Below are 21,787 nucleotides of genomic sequence, written 5' to 3' on the forward strand. Positions count from 1 at the left end.
ATGGAAGCCTTCATGCAGTTTATGGAAGCCAATTGGAGCGAACTGTTGTTCAAAACATGGCAGCATTTCTATATCTCCATCACGGCTGTCATCTTAGGCATCGTTGTCGCTGTTCCGCTTGGCATCTGGTTGACAAAATACCGGCGGGCAGCAAATATTGTGATGGGCATTGCGGGCGTTATCCAAACTTTCCCAAGCCTTGCCATTTTAGCCTTCTTCATTCCGATTTTCGGTATTGGAAAGCTTCCCGCCATTGCGGCGTTGTTTTTCTATTCGGTCCTGCCTATCTTGCGGAACACGTACACCGGCGTAAAGGGGATCGACCCGAAACTGGTGGAAGCAGGGCGCGGGATGGGGATGACCGGATGGGAAAGAGTCATCCATTTGGAACTTCCCCTTGCCATCCCTGTGATCATGGCCGGTATCCGCCTTTCCACTGTTTATTTAATCGGCTGGGCAACCCTTGCCTCTTTTATCGGTGCAGGCGGCCTCGGAGACTATATTTTCAGCGGCCTCAATTTGTACCAGCCGGAAATGATCGCGGCCGGCGCAGTACCGGTAACCATTTTGGCGCTTATCGTGGACTACCTGTTTGGAAAGCTTGAAACGATTGCTACTCCAAAAGGCATCCGGAAACAAAAACAGGCCGCTTAGAAAGGATGACGGCACATGAAAAAATTAGCAGCCCTCTTGCTTGTTTTCTGCTTAAGCATCTTTGCGGGCGGCTGTACGCTGCCAGGCCTAAGTGCCGCAGACAGCCAGTCCGTAAAAATCGGCATGACCAACTCAACGGAAACACAAATTATCGGTTATATGGAAAAAGATATGATCGAACATTATACCAATATAAAAGTCGATATGGTCAACAATCTTGGTTCCTCGATTGTGCTCCATAAAGCGATGACAAGCGGGCAGATCAATATTTCCGCTGTCCGCTACACCGGGACGGATCTAGCAGGCGCACTCGGCATGGAACCGGTGACCGACCCGGAAAAAGCGTTAAAAATTGTCAAACGACAGTTTGAAAAACGGTTCCACCAAACATGGTTCGACTCTTTCGGATTTGCCAACACCTATGCCTTTACTGTTACCAAATCCTTAGCAGACAAAGACCACTTGACAAAAGTTTCCCAATTAAAACCAGTGGCAAAAGATTTGCGGCTTGGCGTGGATAACTCCTGGCTGAAACGGAAAGGCGACGGTTACGACGGTTTTGTGAAAACGTACGGATTTACATTTGGAAAAACGTACCCGATGGAACTCGGGCTTGTTTATAAAGCCGTCAAAAGCGGAAAGGCGGATGTTGTGCTTGCCTATTCAACCGACGGAAGAATCAATGCATACAACCTCGTTATGCTGAAAGACGACAAACACTTTTTCCCGCCGTATGACGCCTCCCCTGTCGTACGCGACGACACGTTAAAACAACATCCTGAACTCAGGAAAGTTTTACAAAAGCTTGTTGGAAAAATTGATACGAAAACAATGCAGCAGTTGAATTATGAAAGTGACGTCGAAATGAAAGAACCGTCGACGGTGGCAAAAGAATTTCTAGAAAAACATCATTACTTTGAATAGGAGGGGTGATCATGGAAACGATCAGGAGCGTACTTCATTATTACGGGGAAAACGGCAACTATGTATGGGTACAATTTTACCGCCATTTCCTGATGTCGGCATATGGTGTTCTGTTTGCAGCGGTCGTCGCGATTCCGCTCGGGATTTTCATGGCCCGCCGCCGCAAGCTAAGCGCCTGGATTCTCACACTTGCCAATATCATCCAAACGGTCCCGTCGTTGGCGATGCTGTCCATGTTGATGCTCGTTATGGGACTCGGCACCAATACGGTCGTGCTTGCCCTGTTTCTTTACTCGCTTTTGCCGGTTTTAAAAAATACGTATACCGGCATCCTCAGCGTCGATCAATTTTTGCTTGAGTCCGGCAAGGCAATGGGGATGACAAAGTTCCAGATCATGCGGATGGTGGAACTTCCACTTGCATTGTCTGTCATTATGGCCGGCCTCAGGACCGCACTCGTCGTTGCGATCGGAATTGCAGCCATGGGCACATTTGTCGGCGCAGGCGGACTCGGAGATATCATCGTCCGCGGAACCAGCGTCTCAAATGGCACATCGATTATTTTAGCCGGTGCCATTCCGACTGCCTTGATGGCTGTCGTTGCCGACTTTATCATGGGCTGGATTGAACGCCGCCTTTCCCCGGTAAAAAAGAAAACACGCAAACAGACTGTAGAACAGGCAGCATAAAAGGATACCCCGCGTGACGCGGGGTATCCTTTTTGATATGGTATCGCCGGGACGAATCAGTTCGCCTGAGATATCGGCGTTTCTGCCGGAAATCGCAAAATACGTCTCGAAAATGAGCGCCTTCTCCGGTGACTTTGCAGTTCGTCCACCTTAAAAGACCGGAGTGGTTTCCAAATACAGGCGGTTTCTGAAATACCGTTTTTTCAAGAAAGCAACCGAAAAATGAGCATTTTCCTGATCATCAGCAGGTAAGTACGAAAGACAGACTTTCCCCTTCGTGCTACCCTATTTTTCAACCACCTGCAAAATTTTTACGTCCCGGGGTGAGAGCCGGACCGTTTCTGATTCAGTATCCCCGTTAATCAGTTCCAGGTACGTGCCACATGCATTCACAAACTGAACCTGATCTGTGTGATTAAGCAGGAACAAGTATTTTTCATTTCCATTTTTGCGCACCACCACTTCCACGCCACGAGGTGCATCCAAAGCTGGTCGGACATCCGCTTCCTGTAAAATGTCTTTTAAAAGAGAAGACAAATATTGCTCATCCGGCTGTGTCCCAATATAATAAGCTTTTCCTTTTCCGTAATGATGCGCGGTGACAGCAGGCGACCCGGCCAAATAGCCGTCTTTGAACCAGGCCAAAGCTTCGGCACCTTTCAAGTGAATCTTTTCCTCCCACACGCGAATAGCCGCATCGCCATACCCGGTCCGGATTTGATGCACCGCCCCTTTTTTCATCGGCGCAAACTCTTCAACATAAATGCCAAGAATATCCCGGTACGCGCCCGGATAGCCGCCAAGATACACACGGTCGTTTTCATCCGCAATGCCGCTGAAGAAATTGCTGACAAAATAACCGCCTTTTTCGACATAGTCTTTTACTTTATCCGCAAATGCCTTTGTCACCCTGTAACTTGCCGGCGCAAAAACTACTTTATACCGGTCCATTGCCTCATCCGGGTGAATAAAATCGACACCGATGTTTCGGGTATGAAGCACCTTATAAAACGGCAGAAGCTGTTTAATATAGGTTACAAGCGAAGAAGGTTTTGAATCGAGCTCCAATGCCCACCAGTTTTTCCAGTCAAAAACAATCGCAACATCGGCTGCATATGCTGAACCCGTTACCTTTTCCAAATTTTTCAACTCATTACCGAGTTGCACCACTTCCCGGAAATTCCGGCTTTCTTCATCCCCGGAATGTGGCACCATCCCGCTATGGAATTTCTCCGCGCCGCCCTGGGATGCGCGCCATTGGAAAAACATGATGCCATCCGCTCCGTGCGCAGCCGCTTCATAACTCCAAAGCCGCATCACACCCGGTGCTTTCACAGCGTTTTGCGCCCGCCAGTTCACCGCGCCGGCTGCCTGTTCCATTAGCAAAAACGGCTGTTTTTTCAAACTGCGCGTCAAATCATGGGCCATGAATTGCGCATACGGGATGTCCTCAAACGGATCCGGGTAGGCATCCCATGTCACAAGATCCATTTCTTTCGCCCAGTGGAATCCGTCCACCGGTTTGTGCAGCCCCATTAAGTTTGTCATCACCGGCACATCCGGCGTATATGCTTTCAGGACATCGCGTTCCATTTTATAAAGCGCAAGCAGCGAATCATCCATAAAGGCTTTGTAATCAAGCTGTTGCATCGGATTGGCAAAAGTCGGCGTTTTCCCCGGGAGACAGATTTCTTCCCATTCATAATAACGCTGGCTCCAGAAGTCCGTTGACCAGCTTTTATTCAAGTTCTCGATCGTGCTGTATTTTTCTTTGAGCCATGTTTGAAAAACTTTTTTGCAGTTGTCGCAGTAGCATTCGGCAATGTGGCAGCCATACTCATTGTTCACATGCCACATGACAAGCGCGGGATGATTTTTGTACCGTTCCGCAATTTTGCGCACCAGTTTCGCCGCAAGCCGCGCGTAGTCTTTGCTGTTCGGGCAATAATGCTGGCGCGACCCCGGCAGAAAGCGCGCCCCGTCCTTGTCAACCGGAAGCGAATCGGGATATTTCCGCGACAGCCATGCCGGCGGGGCCGCAGTGGCAGTGGCCAGATCCGCCCCGATGCCGTTTTCCGCAAGCATATCCATGATTTTATCGAGCGTTGAAAAATCATATGTTTCTTCATCCGGCTGCAGCCTTGCCCAGCTGAAAATGTTGATGCTTACATAATTGACGCCGGCTTTTTTCATCAGCCGCATGTCTTCTTTCCACACAGATTCATCCCATTGTTCAGGGTTATAATCCCCGCCATAATAAAATTTTTCTTGTTTTTTTAACATCACGCATTCCTCCAAGTTGTCCGTTATTTAAGTGCACTGCCACCCAATGTTTCCATCCTTCTTCCACTTTGGTGAAAACGGTATCATTCATAACCCCATCCTAGCACCGTTTTACGCAAAAATCAATAAAAATTTAAACATTTCAGCTGATTTTTTACATAATTTTTACGTAAATATTTTGCAAGGGAAGCGTTTCATTTACTGCTTTCTCTTATAACAAGTTTTGTCCCCAGTCTGACTTTTTTAGGGATTTCCCGACTGTTTATACGTTCTAGCAACAGTGTCACCCCTTCTTCGCCCAAAACTTCGGTATACACTTTTACGGTGCTCAAGGCGGGGACCGTATATTGGGACACACTTACGTCATTAAAGCCGATCAGACTCACTTGTTCCGGAACCCGGATGTTATTTTCATGAAGGGCCTTTAAACTGCCGATCGCCATCGGATCATTTGCAATAAAAAAAGCTGTCGGCAAATGATCCCCCAAGTTCCGAATGGCAGAAATCATTTGCTGGTAGCCGGCACGAACATCATATTTCCCTTTAAAATCGAAAACATCTTCTTTACGATAGAGCCCTAACTTTTGCATATATTTGGTATATTCAAGACTGCGCGGATCAATTCCGGAATTCGTTTCATCCTCAGCAAGCGACCCGATATATCCAATCCGCTGATGTCCCTGTTGAACGAAGTAATCAATGACATCTTTAACTGCCTGTTCAAAATCTATCATGACCTGATCAGCACTTCCCACCTCATAATAAGTGTCCACAAAGCAAATCGGTTTATGAAAAGATTGAAGAACTTGAATCTGCTGTTCTGAGAATTTCCCAATGGCTAAAATTCCTTCCACATCACCCGGGATCTTTTCGTACTCGGCATAAATCCGAGAGATGATCAGGCCATGTTCCTGTGCGCATTTTTCGGCTCCTAAGCGAATGGACATATAGTAAATATCATTCAGTTCTTCTTCCTGCGAGCTCCATTGTACAATTGCTATTTTTTCCTTTCTCGCAGTTTTTTTGTTCATATGTTTTGTATAGTTCAGACTTTCGGCTGCTTCAAATATTTTCCGCTTTGTTTCATCAGATGCAACGACCTTATCGTCATAATTCAGGACTCTGGACACGGTTGCAATGGATACCCCCGCCATTTTAGCAATATCAGCCATTGTCGCCATAATAACCACCTTTTCCTTTGCGAAAACTCTATGTAAATTTTTATTTATTTTTACGTAAAAATATTCCGCTTACGTTTATTGTAAACGGAACAATTAGATATAATCAAATTTTTTATAAAATATTTTTAAACTTATCTTATGAAAAAACAGGAACCTTCCGCTGCGCAATCAAAAGAGCCTGCCCCTTGCTTCTTTTTTGATTTCCCAAGTCTTTGCCGGCCGATCCTGCACTGGCTTTCCACCGGACTATCCCGCTCTCGTTCACTTCGCTTTTGACCCAGGCAAGTCACTAAAAAACACAAACCCGGGGGCAATCCCCGGGTTTGTGTTCAGACAAATTATTCTGCTTCTTCCACCACGCCTTGCATAGATGCAGCTTTTTTCCCATGGACAAAATAATAAAGAAATACGCAAAGGACAAGGACAACAGCCATGATGGCGTACAAGCCGTGATAACCAGCGAACGGAACCAAAAGCCCGAGCAAAAACGGCCCGACCCCGACACCGGCATCAAGAAAAATAAAGAACGTTGAAGTTGCAAGCCCAATCCGGTTTTTCGGCGATACTTTGACTGCAATCGCCTGCCCGCTTGCCGAGAAAGTGCCGTACCCAAGCCCGACGAAAATTCCGGCCAATAAAATTAATAGTCCGCTGTCAGCCTGGTTCAGCAGCACGAGCCCTGCCGCAAACAAAAGAAACGAAGGATACATGACAAAGTTCTCGCCTTTTGTATCAAACCATCTTCCCGTAAACGGCCTGGACACAAGCACCGTTACAGCATAAACAATAAAGAAAAAGCTTGAAATATCAACAAGATTCATTTCTTTCGCATATGAAGTCATAAAAGACAGGATGCTGGAGTAGCCGAGCCCGACAAATGCACTGATGATGGCAATTGGGAACACTTTCGGCTCAAAGAAATTGCTGATTTTGAGCCCCTTCATCTTTTCCAGATCCGCTTTTGAAAGTACCACTTTCGGCATCTTTAAAAAGAGGGCGGAGATAAAGCTCAAAGCCAATAGCACAAGGCATAAAGCAAATACCATATTAAAACTTGCGTGCTGAATGAGGAACATGCCGACAAAAGGCCCGACAGCCGCGGCAAGTGTCACACTCAATGCATAATAACCCGTGCCTTCCCCGCGGCGTTCATTTGGTATGATCCCGGCAACAATGGTTCCCGTTGCAGTTGAAGCTATCCCAAGCGCTGCGCCGTTTAAAAAGCGGACAGCCAGTAAAACACCTAGTTGATTCGTCACAAAATAAAATAATGAAATGATGATAATCGCAATAAAACCAGCATAAAGCATCTTTTTCCTGCCGATGCGGTCAATCGATTTGCCGGCAAAGAGCCGCGCAACCAGGACCCCGACGACGAAAATCCCTGATGCCAGGCCGGCCGCGCTTGGTGATGCATGAAACCGGTCAGTCGCAAAAATCGTAACGGTCGCCATCAATAAGTAAAATGTAAAATACAGAAAAAAGTTCGCGGTCGAAACAATTATAAAATCCTTTGTCCATAACTTCGGCCTGCTCAATTTGTTTCCTCCCCTTTGTGATCTAAATTGTCTCTGATTTGCGGAAGCAGTTCGAATACCATCTCTTGCTCCGCTTCCGGAATCCCCTTCATTGCCTGCTGTTCCAATCCGGTAATTTCCGCGCGGCACTGCCGGTAGAGGTTTTCGCCTCTTTCCGTCATCCGAATCACTTTTTCACGGCGGTCTTTTCCCGGGATCTGTTCTACGATTCCCTGTTCTTCCAGCTTTTGGACAATCCTTGTCACATTCGGTTTTTCAACTTGATAATACTTGCAAATTTCCACAAGTGTGCACGGGCCGAAATTCCGCACATAAAACGTCACCTGCCAGAGCGAATAGGACAACCCGAACTGTGCCAATAAGCCGTTCAATTTCTTGATCAGTACGCGGTACAAGCGTATATAGCGGTAAAACAGCCCTTGCATCCAAAACCTCCTTCAATTTCTTGAACATCCGCCCTGACCCTTATTAGAAAGCACTGGCCACAGCGAGATCATTTTCGTAATCAACACGCCTTCACCATCCACCCGCGCCCACATCAGAAGCGCAGGCATCATACAAACAGTTTCGTTACCCTAAGCAACATTTCGCAAGACTAAATATAAAGGTTAATTCAATCGTTGTCAATGGGCGGTTGTACCCTACGGTTCAGTTCCTGAAAAAATCCTCCGAGCCACTGATGGTGTCGAAGCAACAAAATAACATGCCATATCATGCGGCGGTTACAAAAAGAGGATAGATAGAGCATTGATGCTGCTCATCTATCCTCTTTGTGATTTTCATCATGTAACCAGGCAAAAACTCAAACCGACTCCATCAACCTGCACTCGACCCCCAGTTTGTTCGCTAAGTTTTCCAGCATCGATTTTGTCATGCGGTCTAAATCGTATTGGGGGTTGAAATCCCATTCTTCTTTGGCCGCTGTGGCGTCAATGCTGTTTGGCCAGGAATCGGCAATTTGCTGTCTGGCAGGGTCAACCTTGTAATCCATCGTAAACGCCGGTATATATTTTCGGATTGAAGCGGCAATTTCTTCAGGGTCAAAGCTCATGGCCGTTATATTAAAGGCATTTCGGTGTTTTAATCCAGACGGGTCCGCTTCCATTAATTTGATAATCGCATCAATCGCATCCGGCATATACATCATATCCATATACGTGCCCTTCGCAATATAAGATGTATACTTTTGGTGCTTTAACGCTTCATAATAGATATCCACCGCATAGTCTGTCGTCCCGCCGCCCGGAAGCGCTTTGTGGGAAATCAGGCCGGGAAAGCGGAGGCCGCGGGTATCCACGCCGAATTTTGTAAAATAATAATCACAGAGCAATTCCGCACTTACTTTCGTAACACCGTACATCGTATTTGGCCGCTGAATGGTGTCCTGGGGGGTATGGTCTTTCGGCGTTGACGGGCCAAAAGCGCCGATCGAGCTTGGCGTGAACAACTGGCAGTTGGAATGCCGCGCCACCTCTAGCGCATTCAATAGACCGCCCATATTCAAATTCCAGGCGAAAAGCGGCTTTTCCTCAGCTGTTGCGGACAGGAGCGCCGCCAAATGGATGATCGTATCAATCTGATAGTCATTGACCAGTTTTTGCATCCGCTCGCCGTCCATGACATCCAGTGTCGCATACAGGCCATCGTTTACAACCGGGCTGTCATCCACATGGCGGATATCCGTGGCGAGGACATTTTCTGCTCCGTAAAGTTCCCGGAGCCTGATCGTTAATTCTGTACCGATTTGCCCCAGGCTGCCGGTTACAAGTATTTTTTTCATCACAAACAACCTCCCGTTAAAAATGAAAATGGGTCCAGCCCCTGTTGGAAAGGGCGCCACACAGCCGTTTCAGATAACGCTCAGCGCTTCGCCGACTTTTTGATATACAGCAAGCACTTGGTCGAGCATTTCTTTCGTATGGCCGGCAGTAGGCATATTGCGCACTCTGCCGGTTCCCTTTGGCACGGTCGGATAAGTGATGGCTTTGGCGTAAACCCCTTCCTCAATAAGACGGCGCGAAAATTCCTGCGTGACCGTTTCTTCGCCGATGATACAAGGCGTAATCGGGGTTTCCGATTGCCCGGTATTAAACCCGATTTTTTTCAAGCCTTCTTTTAAATACCGCGCGTTTTCCCACAGCCGGTCGACTCTCTCTGTTGAATCCATTAAGATGTCGATCGCCTTTATGCAGGCTGCGGCAGATCCCGGCGTCATGGCTGTCGAAAACAAAAACGGGCGGGCGCGCACTTTCAGCCAGTCAATCAGTTGCCGGGTGCCGGCCACATAGCCGCCTACAACACCAATCGCCTTTGAAAGGGTGCCAATTTGGAAATCAATTTTATCGGAAAGGCCAAAATGCTTTACCGTTCCTGCGCCGTTTCCCATTACGCCTGAGCCATGGGCGTCATCGACATACGTCAATAAACCGAACGTCTCGGCAATTTCCACGATTTCCGGAAGCTTCGCGACATCCCCGTCCATGGAAAAAACGCCATCGGTAATATACATGATTTTTTCGTAGGCGCCGCTTTCAACCGCTTCTTTTGCAGCCCGCCACAAGTCATCCATGTTCTGGTGTTTCACCCGGATGATTTTTGCACCGGACAAGCGGCAACCGTCAATAATGGACGCATGGTTCAATTCATCAGAAAGAATGGCGTCCTTTTTTGTCATGACCGCTGAAATTGCACCCATATTGCAGTTAAATCCGGATTGAAAGGCGATCGCCGCTTCCGTATGCTTAAATTCAGCAATCTTTTTTTCCAGCTCTTCGTGTATGGTCATTGTTCCGTTAATGGTTCGAACAGCGCCGGCCCCGACACCGTACTGCTTTGTCGCATCAATCGCTGCCTGGACCAGCCTTTCATCGTTTGCTAACCCGAGATAATTGTTTGAAGACATGTTAATTACTTCTTTGCCGTCAATTTTCACAACCGGTCCGTTGGGGCCTTCCAATGTATCAATGACGTTGTACAGCCCCTTTTCACGCAGTTCCTCCAGTTGCGGGGTTAATATGTTCTCTAACACTTTTCCGGACATGACAAAAAACCTCCGTTCATGCATTTTTCAATCTATCTTCCGCAATCCGCGAATGAAAGCGCTTTTATTTTATCATTTTAAATGACTTTTCCTTCACTTGCATTTCCATTTTTGCTGTGTGTATCCTCCATATTTGCCTTTCCTTTCTGTTATTGCCGGATAAATTGCAAAAAAAGGCCGTTAAGTTTTAACCTAATGGCCTGATTTCGAAAAGATGAAATGCATTAAAGGTCAGAGTGGATTGCAAATACAGCGCCGAGTCCACTGTCTTCTCATAAATTTGCAGGTCAGGGTGGGTTCCCTGCTTGATAAACGTGATGATTTCTGGATCGTAAATATCCTGATGCTGCAAATTGATCCAACTCGTATAAAATTCCCCATGATGTTGATCCAGAATATGCTTCCGGATTTGGTAACGCCCGGGCGGCAGCCCTGAAATCACCATTTTCTTTTCCTTTGTGACAGAATGGAGAAAGTAGCTTTCGACAGAATAAGAAGGATTGATATAAGAAGGGTTGTACACGGCCAATTGGTAACCGTTTTCCCCTTTTGCCATGACAAAATCCTCCCCTTCAGCTAAAATCTGCAGCGCCATTTTTTCCATCAGCTGCAAGTTAAAATAAGCAGGGCGTTTGATTTGGTAATAATACAAAAGGGCAATGCCGTTCATCGCAATATGGCCCCGGCCTGTATTGTTTTTTTCCAAGGAATGGGTATCAATCCAGAATCCTAAGCCGTCTATTTCTTTCATGGCATCGAGCATTTCTTTAAAAATAAGGGCCGAGCGAAAAAAAGTACCGCTTAAATCCATCGTATTTCCGTAAAGTGTATTCCAGTCCGTAAGAAAAATTGGCACCTTGGCCAAACCGGCAGACGATAAACGATCCTTTAATTGCTTACACGTTTTCTTTACGAAGCTTTTTACACCTTCAAAAGTGCGGTTATTCATATCGGTAAAATCCACTTTTTCATTTGGGTTGCAGGTAAAACAAACGAACTCACACTCGCCGGAAATTTGCTTTAAAAAGGCAGCTTTAGAGGCTTCCAGAGAAACCGGCACATGCAGGCCCACTTTCACAGCAGAAGCCCGCTTCTTCACTGTTTGATAAAAGGCGTGGTAAAAGTTTTTTTGTGTGCCGCCCCACTCCCGGAAAACCAATTCAAACCGCCATTTTCCGAGAAAAGCACTGCCAAAGTATTGAAGGCTGTGCTGTAAAAAGGCATCCAGCTTCTTCAAATATCCGGCGCTGTCTGCTGCTTCTTTTTCTACCTCCACGCGAATGAAAGGCACAAGCCCAAGCCGTTGGAAGCTATTCAACAAGGCATCCATCTGGTAAAATTGCCCGCCAATTTGATAGAGGGGTGTTGTCATCGCAAAGCTGTCCGAAAACAGATTGGAAAAATAGACATAGTCAAATCCAATTTCCTCCTGGATGAGCCTCAACTCCGCCTGCACCTCTTCATGTAAAGCATATTCCAGGTTCCCGATTGCCAGTATTTTTGCACCTTTTTCGCTGGTGAACATAGGCTCCGGCGGCAGGGCGATATAAACGGTGGAAACAGCCAGTTCCGTCAGCATCGTGCTTTTTTCCCGCTCCGAAATGTATTTGCTGACTTCCATGAAAAACTGGGGCGATGTCAGCAATGTAGATTTTTTCTTTCCGCAATCTTCCTCCGTATCCGAAAGTTCAATTTGGTGAAGACGGCGATATTCAGAGGGCGTTTGCCGGTATTTTTCTTTAAAAGCTTTATTGAATGCCTTTACATTTGGAAAACCATTATTCAGGGAAATCCGGGTAATCGGGTGGTCCGTATAAACAAGCTCGCGCACCGCCGATTTTAAACGGAGCTGTTTGATATATTGGGAGAAGCTTTCGCCCACTTGTTCTTTAAAATAGCGGGATAAGTAGTAAAGCGACAAGTAATGGCGGTTGGCGATTTCCGCGAGTGTAATTGGTTTCCGGTAATTTTTCCCAATGTAAGCGAGAATCTCTTTCATCCGTTCATCGTTGATCCTGGAGTGGGCATGGCGGCCAAGATAGGTGGTTTTAAAATTCCGGATTAATATCAGCACAATCTGAAAAATCATACTGTAAATCTCAATTTCACTGCCCTCTTTCTGCTGGTAGTGGGCAATGAAAATTTTTGCCATCAGCTGGCGGATCTGGTCAAAAAACATATACATCCCATTGTCTTCATTGGAGGAGTCACAATCAAACCGGCATTCATGAATGGCAGGATAATATGCCTCGATCATTTCCAGCGGGATTTGCAGCGATAACACCACATTTTCCTTGTTGCCCTTCATCGAACGGATATCATTGGCGTTTATAAGCAAAAGATGATTTTCCGATAAATGGCACGCATGTTGATTGACCGTCACCTCTAGCTCACCCTTTATGACAAGAAGCAGCTCAATCCCCAAACCGATATGGGGCGGGTCGTATTCCATATTTTGCAAATTGATTTGATAATCTTTTAACGGATCATTCATGAATATCACCTTTCACGTTTTTCAAGCTCCCCCGGCTGCAGTAGCGCGAGGTTTTTGATGGCTGGAATGGCGAAAAGGAACCTGCCATTGCGCATTTTTATGAAAAAAAGCATGCTGCAGGAAGGGCCGCGGTTTGCAGGATGCGATCTAAAAAATCAAATAATATTTGGCTTCAGCCGCAAAGTAAGGGTGCAAACCAAACCGGCCTCTTTGCCCTTATTATACTCGATTTTTCATTAAAACAGGGAAACCGCATACGACGCTGGAAAGTTCCGCGCCGGGTGAAAAAAACCTATGCCGGGAAAAAGCGCCGGCAACCGGGCATAAAAGGCCAGGAAATGAACGAAGGTTTGCCGGCGAATCGCATGGTTATTCTTTACTCCCCGGTTTAGAAGCCGGGCAAAACCTAAAGCGACACGATTTTTCGTATGGATCCCCCCGTGGCGGCGCATGATAACGGAAAAGGCAGATAAAGAGGGTGTGCAAAATTCAAAAAACGATCAATGCCGGAGCAGTGTCCAAGCACCAGCGGAAAACGGCGAGAAAAAGGGGCGGCAAATTAAATGAGTACAGTTTGGCCGGGCTTGGGATCGGTGGAGTGATCGGAGCCGGGTACTTTTTAGGTTCGGGGCTTGCTGTCAGGGAAGCGGGGCCGTCCGTTTCGCTTGCTTTTTTGATCGGCAGCCTTCTCATGATGCAGGTACTCGGGGCAATGACGAGCATCAATGTAAACCGCCTGCAGCAAGGGTCTTTCCGGGTCTATATTGAACATTTTCTAGGGCAGTATGCCGGCTTTTTAATTGGCTGGGCGCTGTTTGTTTCAAGTATTTTGGCGATCGGGTCGGAAGCAATCGCGATGGGCGTTTTTGCGCACTACTGGCTGCCGAAAGTGCCGCTTCCCGTGCTCGCAATCGTTTTTATGGCCGTGATTATTGTGCTGAATGCCATGAATATGGAGATTTTCGGACCGATTGAATCGGGAATGGCAGTTGTTAAGGTGGTAGCACTCATTGCTTTTATAGCCGTTGGGGCCTGGGTGCTATTCACGCAGAACGGGATGGCGGCCCGCAACCCTTTTTCAAGCCCGCATGCCTTTTTCCCGAAAGGCATTTCCGGGCTGCTTCAATCCATGCTGGTTGTCATCTTTTCTTTTTCCGGGATCAGCGCGGTCGCAATGGCATCCACGGAGGTGGCAAGGCCGCGCATCCAGATTCCGCGTGCAGCCGGGTTCATGGTCTTCGGTTCGGCCGGCCTGTATGTGTTGTCGATGCTCGTGCTTGTAATGCTGACTGCATGGAATACCGTCTCCGTCCATAAATCACCTTTTGTTCATGCATTGGATGTGATCGGCATGAGTGGTGCGGCTTCCTTTTTCAATATTGTAATCCTGCTTGCAGCTTTTTCCGTCATGGCGGCCAGTTATTATACGTCTGTCCAGTTAATCGTTTCGCTTTCAGAGGCAAAAAAAGGACCGCACCTGTTTTTAAAACATGCTAAAAACGGCTTGTACCGGTACGCATGGCTGACAGCCGGGGCGGGCTGCCTGCTCGTTGTCGGACTGTCCTTTCTCCTGCCTGCTGCTTTATATAACTATTTGGTTTCAGCATCGTCCTATATCACCTTTTTGAACTGGACGTTGAATTTAATTACATTTCTTGTTTGGCGAAAAAAGCGGAGTGAACACGAAACGTATCAATCAAAACTGATCTGGGGCGTTCCGGGCGCGTATGCCTCGCTTTTTGCCATAATGGTACTGTTTGTGATGAGCCTACGCGTGGCCGATTTCCGGATGGGATTTTATGCCGCTTTATGTTTCTTTTTGCTCATTACAGCTGCTTATGCCGTATGGAAAAAAGCGGGGAGCCGTACAGAACAGAAAACCCCGGAATCCACTTAAGGAGGATTTATGGAAACCAATCAATTTGACCCAAACTTGAACCCGCCATCGAAAAAGAACCAGCGGGAAACACTTGAAATCAGCCCGACCGGCTACGGACTTGCATTTGTCCGGGAAGACGCCGGGGAAACGCACGATCATAAGAAAAGAGACAGACGTTTTACAGGGGATCCTAAAAGGGAATAGAAGAGTTGAAAAAGGGAAGCCTCTTTTGGAAGGAGGCTTTCTCTTTTTGAAACAGGTTCGGAGAGAAAATTATGCCACATATTTTAGTAAAACTTTACTAAAAATCACTTGACATCGCCGTGTGATTGGCATATCCTTTACTTTGTAAGCGGTTTATGTTAGCGCTTTTATGGGTTTTTTCTATTAATCTCGTTTTAAACCTCATTACTTTTTAGTAAAAATTTCGAAGTTTTACGCAGGCGGACAGGATGTACTTTTTAAACCAGGTAGGAGGCGTTAAGATTGAAACAGTTGAAACAGTATTTGTCATATGCATTCGGGGCTTTTGGCCATGATGCTTTTTACAGCGCTTTAAGCACCTATTTTATGATCTTTGTCACCAGCCAGCTTTTCGACAGCACCCATTCGGGGTTGGGGGCGAAAATGATCGGGATTGTAACCACCATGATCGTCGTCATCCGTATCGCCGAAATCACGTTAGATCCGTTTATTGGCGGCATCATCGACAATACGGAAACGCGTTACGGAAAATTTAAGCCATGGCTGTTTGTCGGGGCGGCTGTAAGCTCTATCGCGTTGATTCTTATTTTTACCAATTTAGGCGGTTTAACAACAAAAAGCCCGTATCTTTATTTGATTCTGTTTGGCATTATTTTTGTGATTCTTGATGTATTTTATTCTATTAAAGATATTTCTTTCTGGTCGATGCTGCCGGCCATAACGATTGACTCGGATAAAAGGGCCAAATTCGGCACAATTTCCCGTTTTGGCTCTACTTTAGGAGCCCAGGGCGTTGTCATCGCGGTTGTACCGCTCGTTACTTTTTTCTCCCATATTTTTTCCGGTACCTCAGGTGATACGGAAACACGCGCCGGGTGGCTCGGTTTTGCAATTGTCATTGCGCTTGTCTCCTTTTTAGGGGCGATGGCCACCATTTGGGGAACGAAAGAAACAAAGAACTTGATCCGGGAAAACACTGAAAAGATTCGCCTTCGCGATGTTTTTAAAGTGCTCGGCAAAAATGACCAGTTAATGTGGCTCGCACTCTCTTATTTTCTTTTTGCTTTCGGGTATACGATTACAAACTCGCTTTTAATTTACTATTTTAGATATGTGTTAGGAAGACAGAGTGATTACTATTTAGTCGGCGTCATTACGGCCATCTTAGGCATGATTTCTGTCGCCCTGTTCCCGGTAATGGTGAAATGGGTGAAACGTAAAACCATTTACACCGGCGGCATTATATTCATGCTTTGTGGTTATGTGCTGTTTTTAACGGCCGGGCAACATTTAATTCCTGTTCTGGTTGCCGTTTCACTGTACTTTTTCCCTTATCCGATGATTTTCCTGGCTGCGCTGATGACGATTACCGACAGTGTGGAATACGGGCAATTAAAAAATGGGAACCGGAATGAGTCTGTCACATTAGCCGTACGCCCTTTGCTTGATAAACTCGCCGGCGCCTTTTCCAACGGGATTGTTGGGATAGCGGCCGTACTTGCTGGTATGACAGGGAATGCCCTTCCAAGTGATATCTCAAGCCATGGGTTGTTTACCTTTAAACTTTTCATTTTCTTCGGCCCGATGATTTTAATCGTCATTGCAGCATTGCTCTACTTTTTCAAAATCAGGCTGACAGAAGAAAAACACGCACAAATTGTAAAACAGCTTGAGCATAAATTAAGCGCAAAATAATACTGCTCCTTTATTTCCATTAAAAGGCGCTTGCCAAATAGGACAAGCGCCTTTTAAATGGATTAAGCAATGCTATCCTTCGTCGTTGGTTCCTGTTGTTCGTCCGGTTCATTTCTCAGCTCAGCCTTATCCATGCTACGAACGAATGGGTAATAAATGCCGACAGATAAAGCCAGGGTAATGAGCTGGATGACTGCCCCGCTGATTTTCCCTCCGGTTGCGAGGTAGCCGCTGATCACAGGCGGCATTGTCCACGGAACGACGATGCCTGCAGGTTTTGCCACCAGGCCGGTTGCCATTGAAAAATAAGTGATGACAGCAGTAATCATAGGCGTTAGCACAAAAGGAATGAGCAGTTTAAAGTTGAGTACGACCGGGAGCCCAAACAGTACCGGCTCATTGATGTTAAAAACACCCGGCGCGACAGAAAGCGAGCCCATCGCTTTGTTGTTTTTGCTTCTCGCAAACAGCCACAGGCAAATGACAAGGCCGATCGTGGTGCCGCCGCCGCCCATCCAGACAAAATTCATCATAAACTCATTCGTTACAATATGCGGCAGCGCATGCCCCGCCTGAAATGCAATCCGGTTGGCATCCGTGTTCTGCAGCCAAATCGGCTGAATGACCGGATTGATCGTATTCGCCCCATGGATGCCGACAAACCAGAACAGGGAGTTTAAGGCAATGATGATTAACGTTCCCCATAAACTGCTACCCAACGCACCAAGCGGCTTTCCTAAAATACCGGTTAATAAAGTATGAATATTGTCCACACCGGCTAAACCAAGCAGCAAGTAGACCAAGCTCCAAACGAGGATGACCATGAACCCGGGAATTAAGGCCGCAAATGACTTTTCAACCGCTACCGGTACCCCTTCAGGCATTTTAATGGTAAAATTCTTTTGGACAAAAAATCTAAAAATTTCAGTCGAAATCAGTCCGATTAAAATGGCAACAAACAACCCGCCGCTGCCTACAAAAGCATATGGAATGCCCGAACCGGTTTTTGCCACCACATCCGGCGTTACAATGACAAAACTGGCCAAAGCCACAACCCCTGCGCTTACCCCGTCGACTTCATAATGGTCGGCAAGGCTCCTGGCAATGCCGAACACGGCGATAATCGCCATCAGGCCGAAAGAACCGTTTACAATTTTATTGAAGACAGGTGCTAGCTCAATCTTTGCTAACCAATCGGTGTAGCCGTTTATCGGCAGATTGCCCAGTATGAGAAAAAAAGAACCGATAATAATCAGCGGCATGCTGAGCAAAATTCCGTCTCTCAACGCCCGTAAATGTCTCTGGCTTCCAATCGCGCCGGCAATGGCCTCAATTTTCTCAAGCATCTCTTTTACCCCCTATGAAAAGATCAATTTGAAAGTGGACCAAGGCTGCAGGTAATCCAATAAGAAAACGGCTTCTTCTTTCACACGGCCGACAACATTGCGGTTTCCTTCGTTCTCCATCTCTTTCAATGCAATCTGAAGCTCCCCTTTGTACTGTCCAAAACGATCATTGCAAATTAACAGATCCCCGCGTTGAATCGGGCGCGTATCACCGGGCTCGATGTCGTGGTCCCGGTATTTTCTTCTTGTCACAGAAGAACGGATCATATATTCGGAACAATCCCCCCGGTACTGGTGAACTTCCTGCAAAATCTGATGTTCAATGTTTGACAGATTCGGCTGCAATTCCACTTCCAAAGAAGGATGGACATTCAAATAAACCGCTGACATGGCGCGCAACTCATCTTCCGTTGCATACGCATTGCCAATCAAAATATCATCAATGGTTCCCATGATGCGGTAATGCGCCACCTGGTTCAGCAGGCTGAGATTGCGGTGCTGTTCCAATGTGCAAAGGCCGGACTGGACCGGCCACGGCCCGAGATCCCCGTAGAGGGAAGTAACAAACGCTGCAGTATGAATAGGGTATTCCCGGAAAACGGCTGTCGTTTGTTCAAAATGTTTCTGTGAAAGGCCCGAGTATCTCTGCGGATAAAAATTATGGGAGGCATATAGTTTTTCTGTATTCGGCCTGTAACTCATAATATGATCGATATACCTTGTCCCTGAACTCATATTGACTTCAATCTTGAGGCCGTACGGATTTTGCGTCATTTTCGCTTCTTCAGCCCCGGTGAATCCCAGATCAAGACGGATGCCGGATGCCCCAAGATCTTTAAAAAAGCCGAGATCATCGTAACGGATTCCCAATTGTTCAAACAAACCTGGATTGATATCGAGTATCGTCTCCATGCCGATTGTGTTTCCATAACGGATAATGTTTTTAAATTTCTGAACTATTTCTTCCTGATCCCCCTGTATTTCCAGCAAACTTGCAAAAATTCTTGTAAAACCGTATTTTTTTGCCAGATCCAAATAAGCTTTGTCCTCTTCAAAACGGCTGCGCGACGGATAAATGGAAATTCCGATTTGTCCCAAACGGCACACGCTCCTCTCTGTAAATGGCTGCAGTTATCCTTTTGTCGTGACCTTCATATTTTGATAGACTTCTACCAGTTCCCTTGCCAGATCTAAAAAGGTAATGGCATTCATCAAATGATCCTGACCGTGTACCATAAGAAGTGATACGAAAACCGTTTGGCCGGATGCTTCCTGTTTTAAAAGATTGGTCTGAGCCTGGTGGGCCACCAGCAATTCCTCATCCGCCTCTTCCAGCTTTTGCCGGGCCAGCGGAAAGTCCCCTTGCTTTGAAGCGTCCAGCGCCTCCATCCCAATGCTTTTGGCATTGCCGCTGTGAACAATCAAATCCATGACGACATCCATTGTTTGCTGTTCTTCCAAATTGCACACCCCCTTCCTTATTTGCCGGCGTTTACAAGTTGCAGCGCAGTATCCAGTACTTTTTCACCATTCATTTTTCCGTAGTCTTTCATGTCAATGACGGCCAAAGGAATATCCGTTTTTGCCAGCGTTTTTTCATATTTCTTTTTCATATAACGGACTTGCGGGCCCAAAAGCAGCACATCCACATGTTCCTTTGTCAAAAATTTATCCGCTTCCGTTGAGGACATGGCCATTACTTCTGCGTTGATCCCCCGGTCCCGGGCGGAATTTTGCATTTTTTCCATCAGCAGGCTGGTGCTCATGCCTGCCGAGCAAACCAATAAGATCCGGATTTTTTCGTCTCCCATGATGCTCTCCTCCTGTCTTTTCTTGACACTTTCATTATAATTTGAAAAAGTTTTACTTTTATTCCGGTTTTTTTCCGCTTGCAAGTGGAAAAAATCAAACAAAAAAGCCAATTGCAAAAAGCAATCAGCCCGCCTCCATGCATTGTATCAACTCTTCCACTGTGTTGCTTTTGATGATCTTCTGAACGGCTGCTTTGTTTTGGACGATCCCGGTTAAATACTTATACATCGCATTCAGATTGCCGCCTTCTTTTCCGACATTAAGCAAACAAACCAACTGCACTTTTTTGTCTTCATCCCACTGAATCGGCCGGGCAAGTGTACAAATTGTCCAAAAGGTGCGGTGGGTAACCGGTTCAAGCGGATGCGGGACTGCGACCAGGTTGCCAAAAGCAGTGGATGCAATCGCTTCCCTTTTCAAAACAAGTGTTGCATAATTTTCCGGAACGGCATGCTGTTCAACCAGTTTTTTGCATAAAAATTGAATGACTTTCTCCTTGCTGTCCAGCTCCTGATGGATAAATATTTTGGAAGGCGCCATATATTTCTGCACATTCCCTTTCAGACGGCCGATTTCCCGTTGGATATGGATGGCATCATTCTCTTCCAAAAAGTGACTGACCACCACAACAGGCACTTCTAAATGATCGGGAATCATGACCGTACTGACAATCAGGTCTACCCGTGACAAATCATAATCAGAGAGAGTGTAATAGCTGATCGTGTCCACAATCTCCATCTCATTTGCAAATCTGTTTTCCAGCTGATAGGACAAAATTTTGGCGCTGCCCAACCCTGTCGCGCACACAACAAGAACATGCTTCTTCTTTCTCATTCGCTCAAGCGCGATGGCAATATGAATGGCAAGATAACTGATTTCGTCCTCATTCACCTTTTTATGGATAACCGCTTCAATGCACTCGCCCGCAGCGACTGCCCCTTCAAAGGCGATGGGGAACTTGGTTTTCATTTCGTTCAGCAACGGATTCCGGATATTCATCTTATATTTCATCCGGTTCAAGGATGTTTGCAGATGCAATGTCAGCCCATTTCTGAATTCCTTGTCATTGCTGAAATCCCAATGAAACTGAGTCTTTAGTTTATGGAGGATGGTGTTAACAATATCATCAATCTCATCGGATACTTGCTTGGAAATCAGTTTTGTCCCCAGTAAATGGACGAGAATATAGTCTATTTCTGCAGGGGGAAACGGGATACCGACCGATTTTTCCACTTCCCCGGTAATTTCCTTTGCCACTTTCCTTTCAAAAGTGTAGGATTCTTTAAAGTGAAATGGCAACGGCTCAATCGTGAACCCGTCCTCGATTCTCTTGCATGCAAGGGTAATATGGGTTGCCAAATTTTGCAATTCTATATCGGAAAAGCGTATCCGGTATTTGGAAATAATGCGAATCAAGATTTGCTTTACTTTTTGGAATAAATCCTGATTGAACGGGGTATTTTGTTGACCCGGCTTATTTTGCCAGCCAAAAATGGAATCCGCCAGGCACAGCCTTTTTTTGAATTCACCGCCCTCCACTTTTGTTCCGTAATGCGGACGGTTAGCCAGAGTTAAGTCGTACTTTTTTAATATTTTTCTTACCTTTTTCAAATCAGTATGAAGTGTCGACTTTGAAACATATAGGTCTGCTTCCAAATCTTCCAGCCTCACATAATCTTTTTCCAGCAGCAAACGCTTTAAAATGTACTTGACCCTTTCCTCCTGTTCTGCAAAAAGCCCGTTTTCCTCTAACTGGAGCAAACGACGATAGTCCACTTTTTCAAGGAGATATCCTTTTCCCCTGAGCACTTTCAATTTTACGCCAAGCGCATCGCTCTTCTGTTGGATTTGCCGAATTTCCTCCCTTACCGTCCGGTCGCTAATGCCCAGCCGTTCCCCAATGGCCTTCGCATTCAGAGGGCCTGCTGACTTTTGTAACAACCATAATATTTGTTTTTGCCGATTCGAAACCAAAGCTTCTATTCCCCTTTCACTGCCCTGTTTAAAAGAAGCTGTCCATCCATATTTTACAGAATGATATACGAAAA

General features: G+C 46.2%; 18 protein-coding genes. 6 read left to right on the forward strand and 12 right to left on the reverse strand.

The annotated features are described in order from the left end of the window. Genes ABR335_RS14670 through ABR335_RS14680 form a run of 3 tightly spaced genes read left to right on the forward strand, consistent with a single transcriptional unit; the run spans nucleotide 1 to nucleotide 2,267 of the window. Nucleotides 1-654 (forward strand): ABC transporter permease, encoded by a 654-nt coding sequence (locus ABR335_RS14670; protein ID WP_014096131.1) that lies wholly within the window; start codon nucleotides 1-3, stop codon nucleotides 652-654. Nucleotides 655-669: 15 nt separating this feature from the next. After that, a complete protein-coding gene (locus tag ABR335_RS14675) occupies nucleotides 670-1,578 on the forward strand; it encodes an osmoprotectant ABC transporter substrate-binding protein (RefSeq protein ID WP_350346310.1) in 909 nt (302 codons plus the stop codon). 11 nt (nucleotides 1,579-1,589) lie between these two features. After that, nucleotides 1,590-2,267 carry an ABC transporter permease gene (locus ABR335_RS14680; protein WP_035182477.1) on the forward strand — a complete coding sequence of 226 codons (678 nt, stop codon included), beginning with the start codon at nucleotides 1,590-1,592 and terminating at the stop codon, nucleotides 2,265-2,267. A 285-nt stretch (nucleotides 2,268-2,552) separates the two neighbouring features. On the opposite strand, the gene ABR335_RS14685 is transcribed toward ABR335_RS14680, so the two are convergent. The 7 genes from ABR335_RS14685 to ABR335_RS14715 all read right to left on the reverse strand — a co-directional run bounded on the left by ABR335_RS14685 (nucleotide 2,553) and on the right by ABR335_RS14715 (nucleotide 12,803). After that, complete coding sequence (locus ABR335_RS14685) at nucleotides 2,553-4,550, reverse strand: beta-galactosidase (RefSeq protein WP_350346311.1); 1,998 nt, start codon at nucleotides 4,548-4,550, stop codon at nucleotides 2,553-2,555. Nucleotides 4,551-4,744: 194 nt separating this feature from the next. Further along, a complete protein-coding gene (locus tag ABR335_RS14690; protein ID WP_017551896.1) occupies nucleotides 4,745-5,731 on the reverse strand; it encodes a LacI family DNA-binding transcriptional regulator in 987 nt (328 codons plus the stop codon). 338 nt (nucleotides 5,732-6,069) lie between these two features. Then, the gene (locus ABR335_RS14695; RefSeq protein WP_017551895.1) at nucleotides 6,070-7,269 is read right to left on the reverse strand and encodes an MFS transporter; all 1,200 of its coding nucleotides are present in this window, start codon (nucleotides 7,267-7,269) and stop codon (nucleotides 6,070-6,072) included. After that, nucleotides 7,266-7,694: a MarR family winged helix-turn-helix transcriptional regulator gene (locus ABR335_RS14700; RefSeq protein ID WP_017551894.1), complete on the reverse strand. Its 429-nt coding sequence runs from the start codon at nucleotides 7,692-7,694 to the stop codon at nucleotides 7,266-7,268. The genes ABR335_RS14695 and ABR335_RS14700 overlap by 4 nt, the downstream gene beginning before the upstream one ends. A 377-nt stretch (nucleotides 7,695-8,071) precedes the next feature. Beyond that, the gene (locus ABR335_RS14705) at nucleotides 8,072-9,049 is read right to left on the reverse strand and encodes an L-threonine 3-dehydrogenase (RefSeq protein WP_014096140.1); all 978 of its coding nucleotides are present in this window, start codon (nucleotides 9,047-9,049) and stop codon (nucleotides 8,072-8,074) included. Nucleotides 9,050-9,118: 69 nt separating this feature from the next. Continuing rightward, nucleotides 9,119-10,309: a glycine C-acetyltransferase gene (locus ABR335_RS14710; RefSeq protein WP_179234202.1), complete on the reverse strand. Its 1,191-nt coding sequence runs from the start codon at nucleotides 10,307-10,309 to the stop codon at nucleotides 9,119-9,121. A gap of 187 nt (nucleotides 10,310-10,496) precedes the next feature. Continuing rightward, nucleotides 10,497-12,803, reverse strand: coding sequence for a helix-turn-helix domain-containing protein (locus ABR335_RS14715; protein ID WP_350346312.1), 2,307 nt, complete (start codon nucleotides 12,801-12,803; stop codon nucleotides 10,497-10,499). 478 nt (nucleotides 12,804-13,281) lie between these two features. On the opposite strand from ABR335_RS14715, the gene ABR335_RS14720 reads away from it, so the two are divergent. The 3 genes from ABR335_RS14720 (at nucleotide 13,282) to ABR335_RS14730 (ending at nucleotide 16,581) form a co-directional block, all read left to right on the forward strand. Then, complete coding sequence (locus tag ABR335_RS14720) at nucleotides 13,282-14,700, forward strand: amino acid permease (RefSeq protein WP_350346313.1); 1,419 nt, start codon at nucleotides 13,282-13,284, stop codon at nucleotides 14,698-14,700. Nucleotides 14,701-14,709: 9 nt separating this feature from the next. Next, complete coding sequence (locus ABR335_RS14725; protein ID WP_350346314.1) at nucleotides 14,710-14,886, forward strand: hypothetical protein; 177 nt, start codon at nucleotides 14,710-14,712, stop codon at nucleotides 14,884-14,886. A 282-nt stretch (nucleotides 14,887-15,168) separates the two neighbouring features. Further along, nucleotides 15,169-16,581 (forward strand): glycoside-pentoside-hexuronide (GPH):cation symporter, encoded by a 1,413-nt coding sequence (locus tag ABR335_RS14730; RefSeq protein WP_350346315.1) that lies wholly within the window; start codon nucleotides 15,169-15,171, stop codon nucleotides 16,579-16,581. 62 nt (nucleotides 16,582-16,643) lie between these two features. Here ABR335_RS14730 and celB read toward each other — a convergent pair whose 3' ends face one another. The 5 genes from celB to ABR335_RS14755 form a co-directional block, all read right to left on the reverse strand. After that, nucleotides 16,644-17,927, reverse strand: coding sequence for a PTS cellobiose transporter subunit IIC (celB, locus tag ABR335_RS14735; RefSeq protein WP_017550177.1), 1,284 nt, complete (start codon nucleotides 17,925-17,927; stop codon nucleotides 16,644-16,646). A 12-nt stretch (nucleotides 17,928-17,939) separates the two neighbouring features. Next, nucleotides 17,940-19,025, reverse strand: a complete 1,086-nt coding sequence (locus ABR335_RS14740; RefSeq protein ID WP_350346316.1) for a DUF871 domain-containing protein — start codon at nucleotides 19,023-19,025, stop codon at nucleotides 17,940-17,942. A gap of 33 nt (nucleotides 19,026-19,058) precedes the next feature. Then, complete coding sequence (locus ABR335_RS14745) at nucleotides 19,059-19,388, reverse strand: PTS lactose/cellobiose transporter subunit IIA (RefSeq protein ID WP_350346317.1); 330 nt, start codon at nucleotides 19,386-19,388, stop codon at nucleotides 19,059-19,061. A gap of 17 nt (nucleotides 19,389-19,405) precedes the next feature. Next, a complete protein-coding gene (locus tag ABR335_RS14750; protein ID WP_350346318.1) occupies nucleotides 19,406-19,738 on the reverse strand; it encodes a PTS sugar transporter subunit IIB in 333 nt (110 codons plus the stop codon). A 124-nt stretch (nucleotides 19,739-19,862) separates the two neighbouring features. Further along, entirely contained in the window at nucleotides 19,863-21,713 is a 1,851-nt protein-coding gene (locus ABR335_RS14755) for a BglG family transcription antiterminator (protein WP_350346319.1), read from the reverse strand. Nucleotides 21,714-21,787 lie beyond the last annotated feature (74 nt).

Source organism: Heyndrickxia faecalis, assembly GCF_040267745.1.
In the GTDB taxonomy this organism is placed as follows: domain Bacteria; phylum Bacillota; class Bacilli; order Bacillales; family Bacillaceae_C; genus Weizmannia; species Weizmannia faecalis.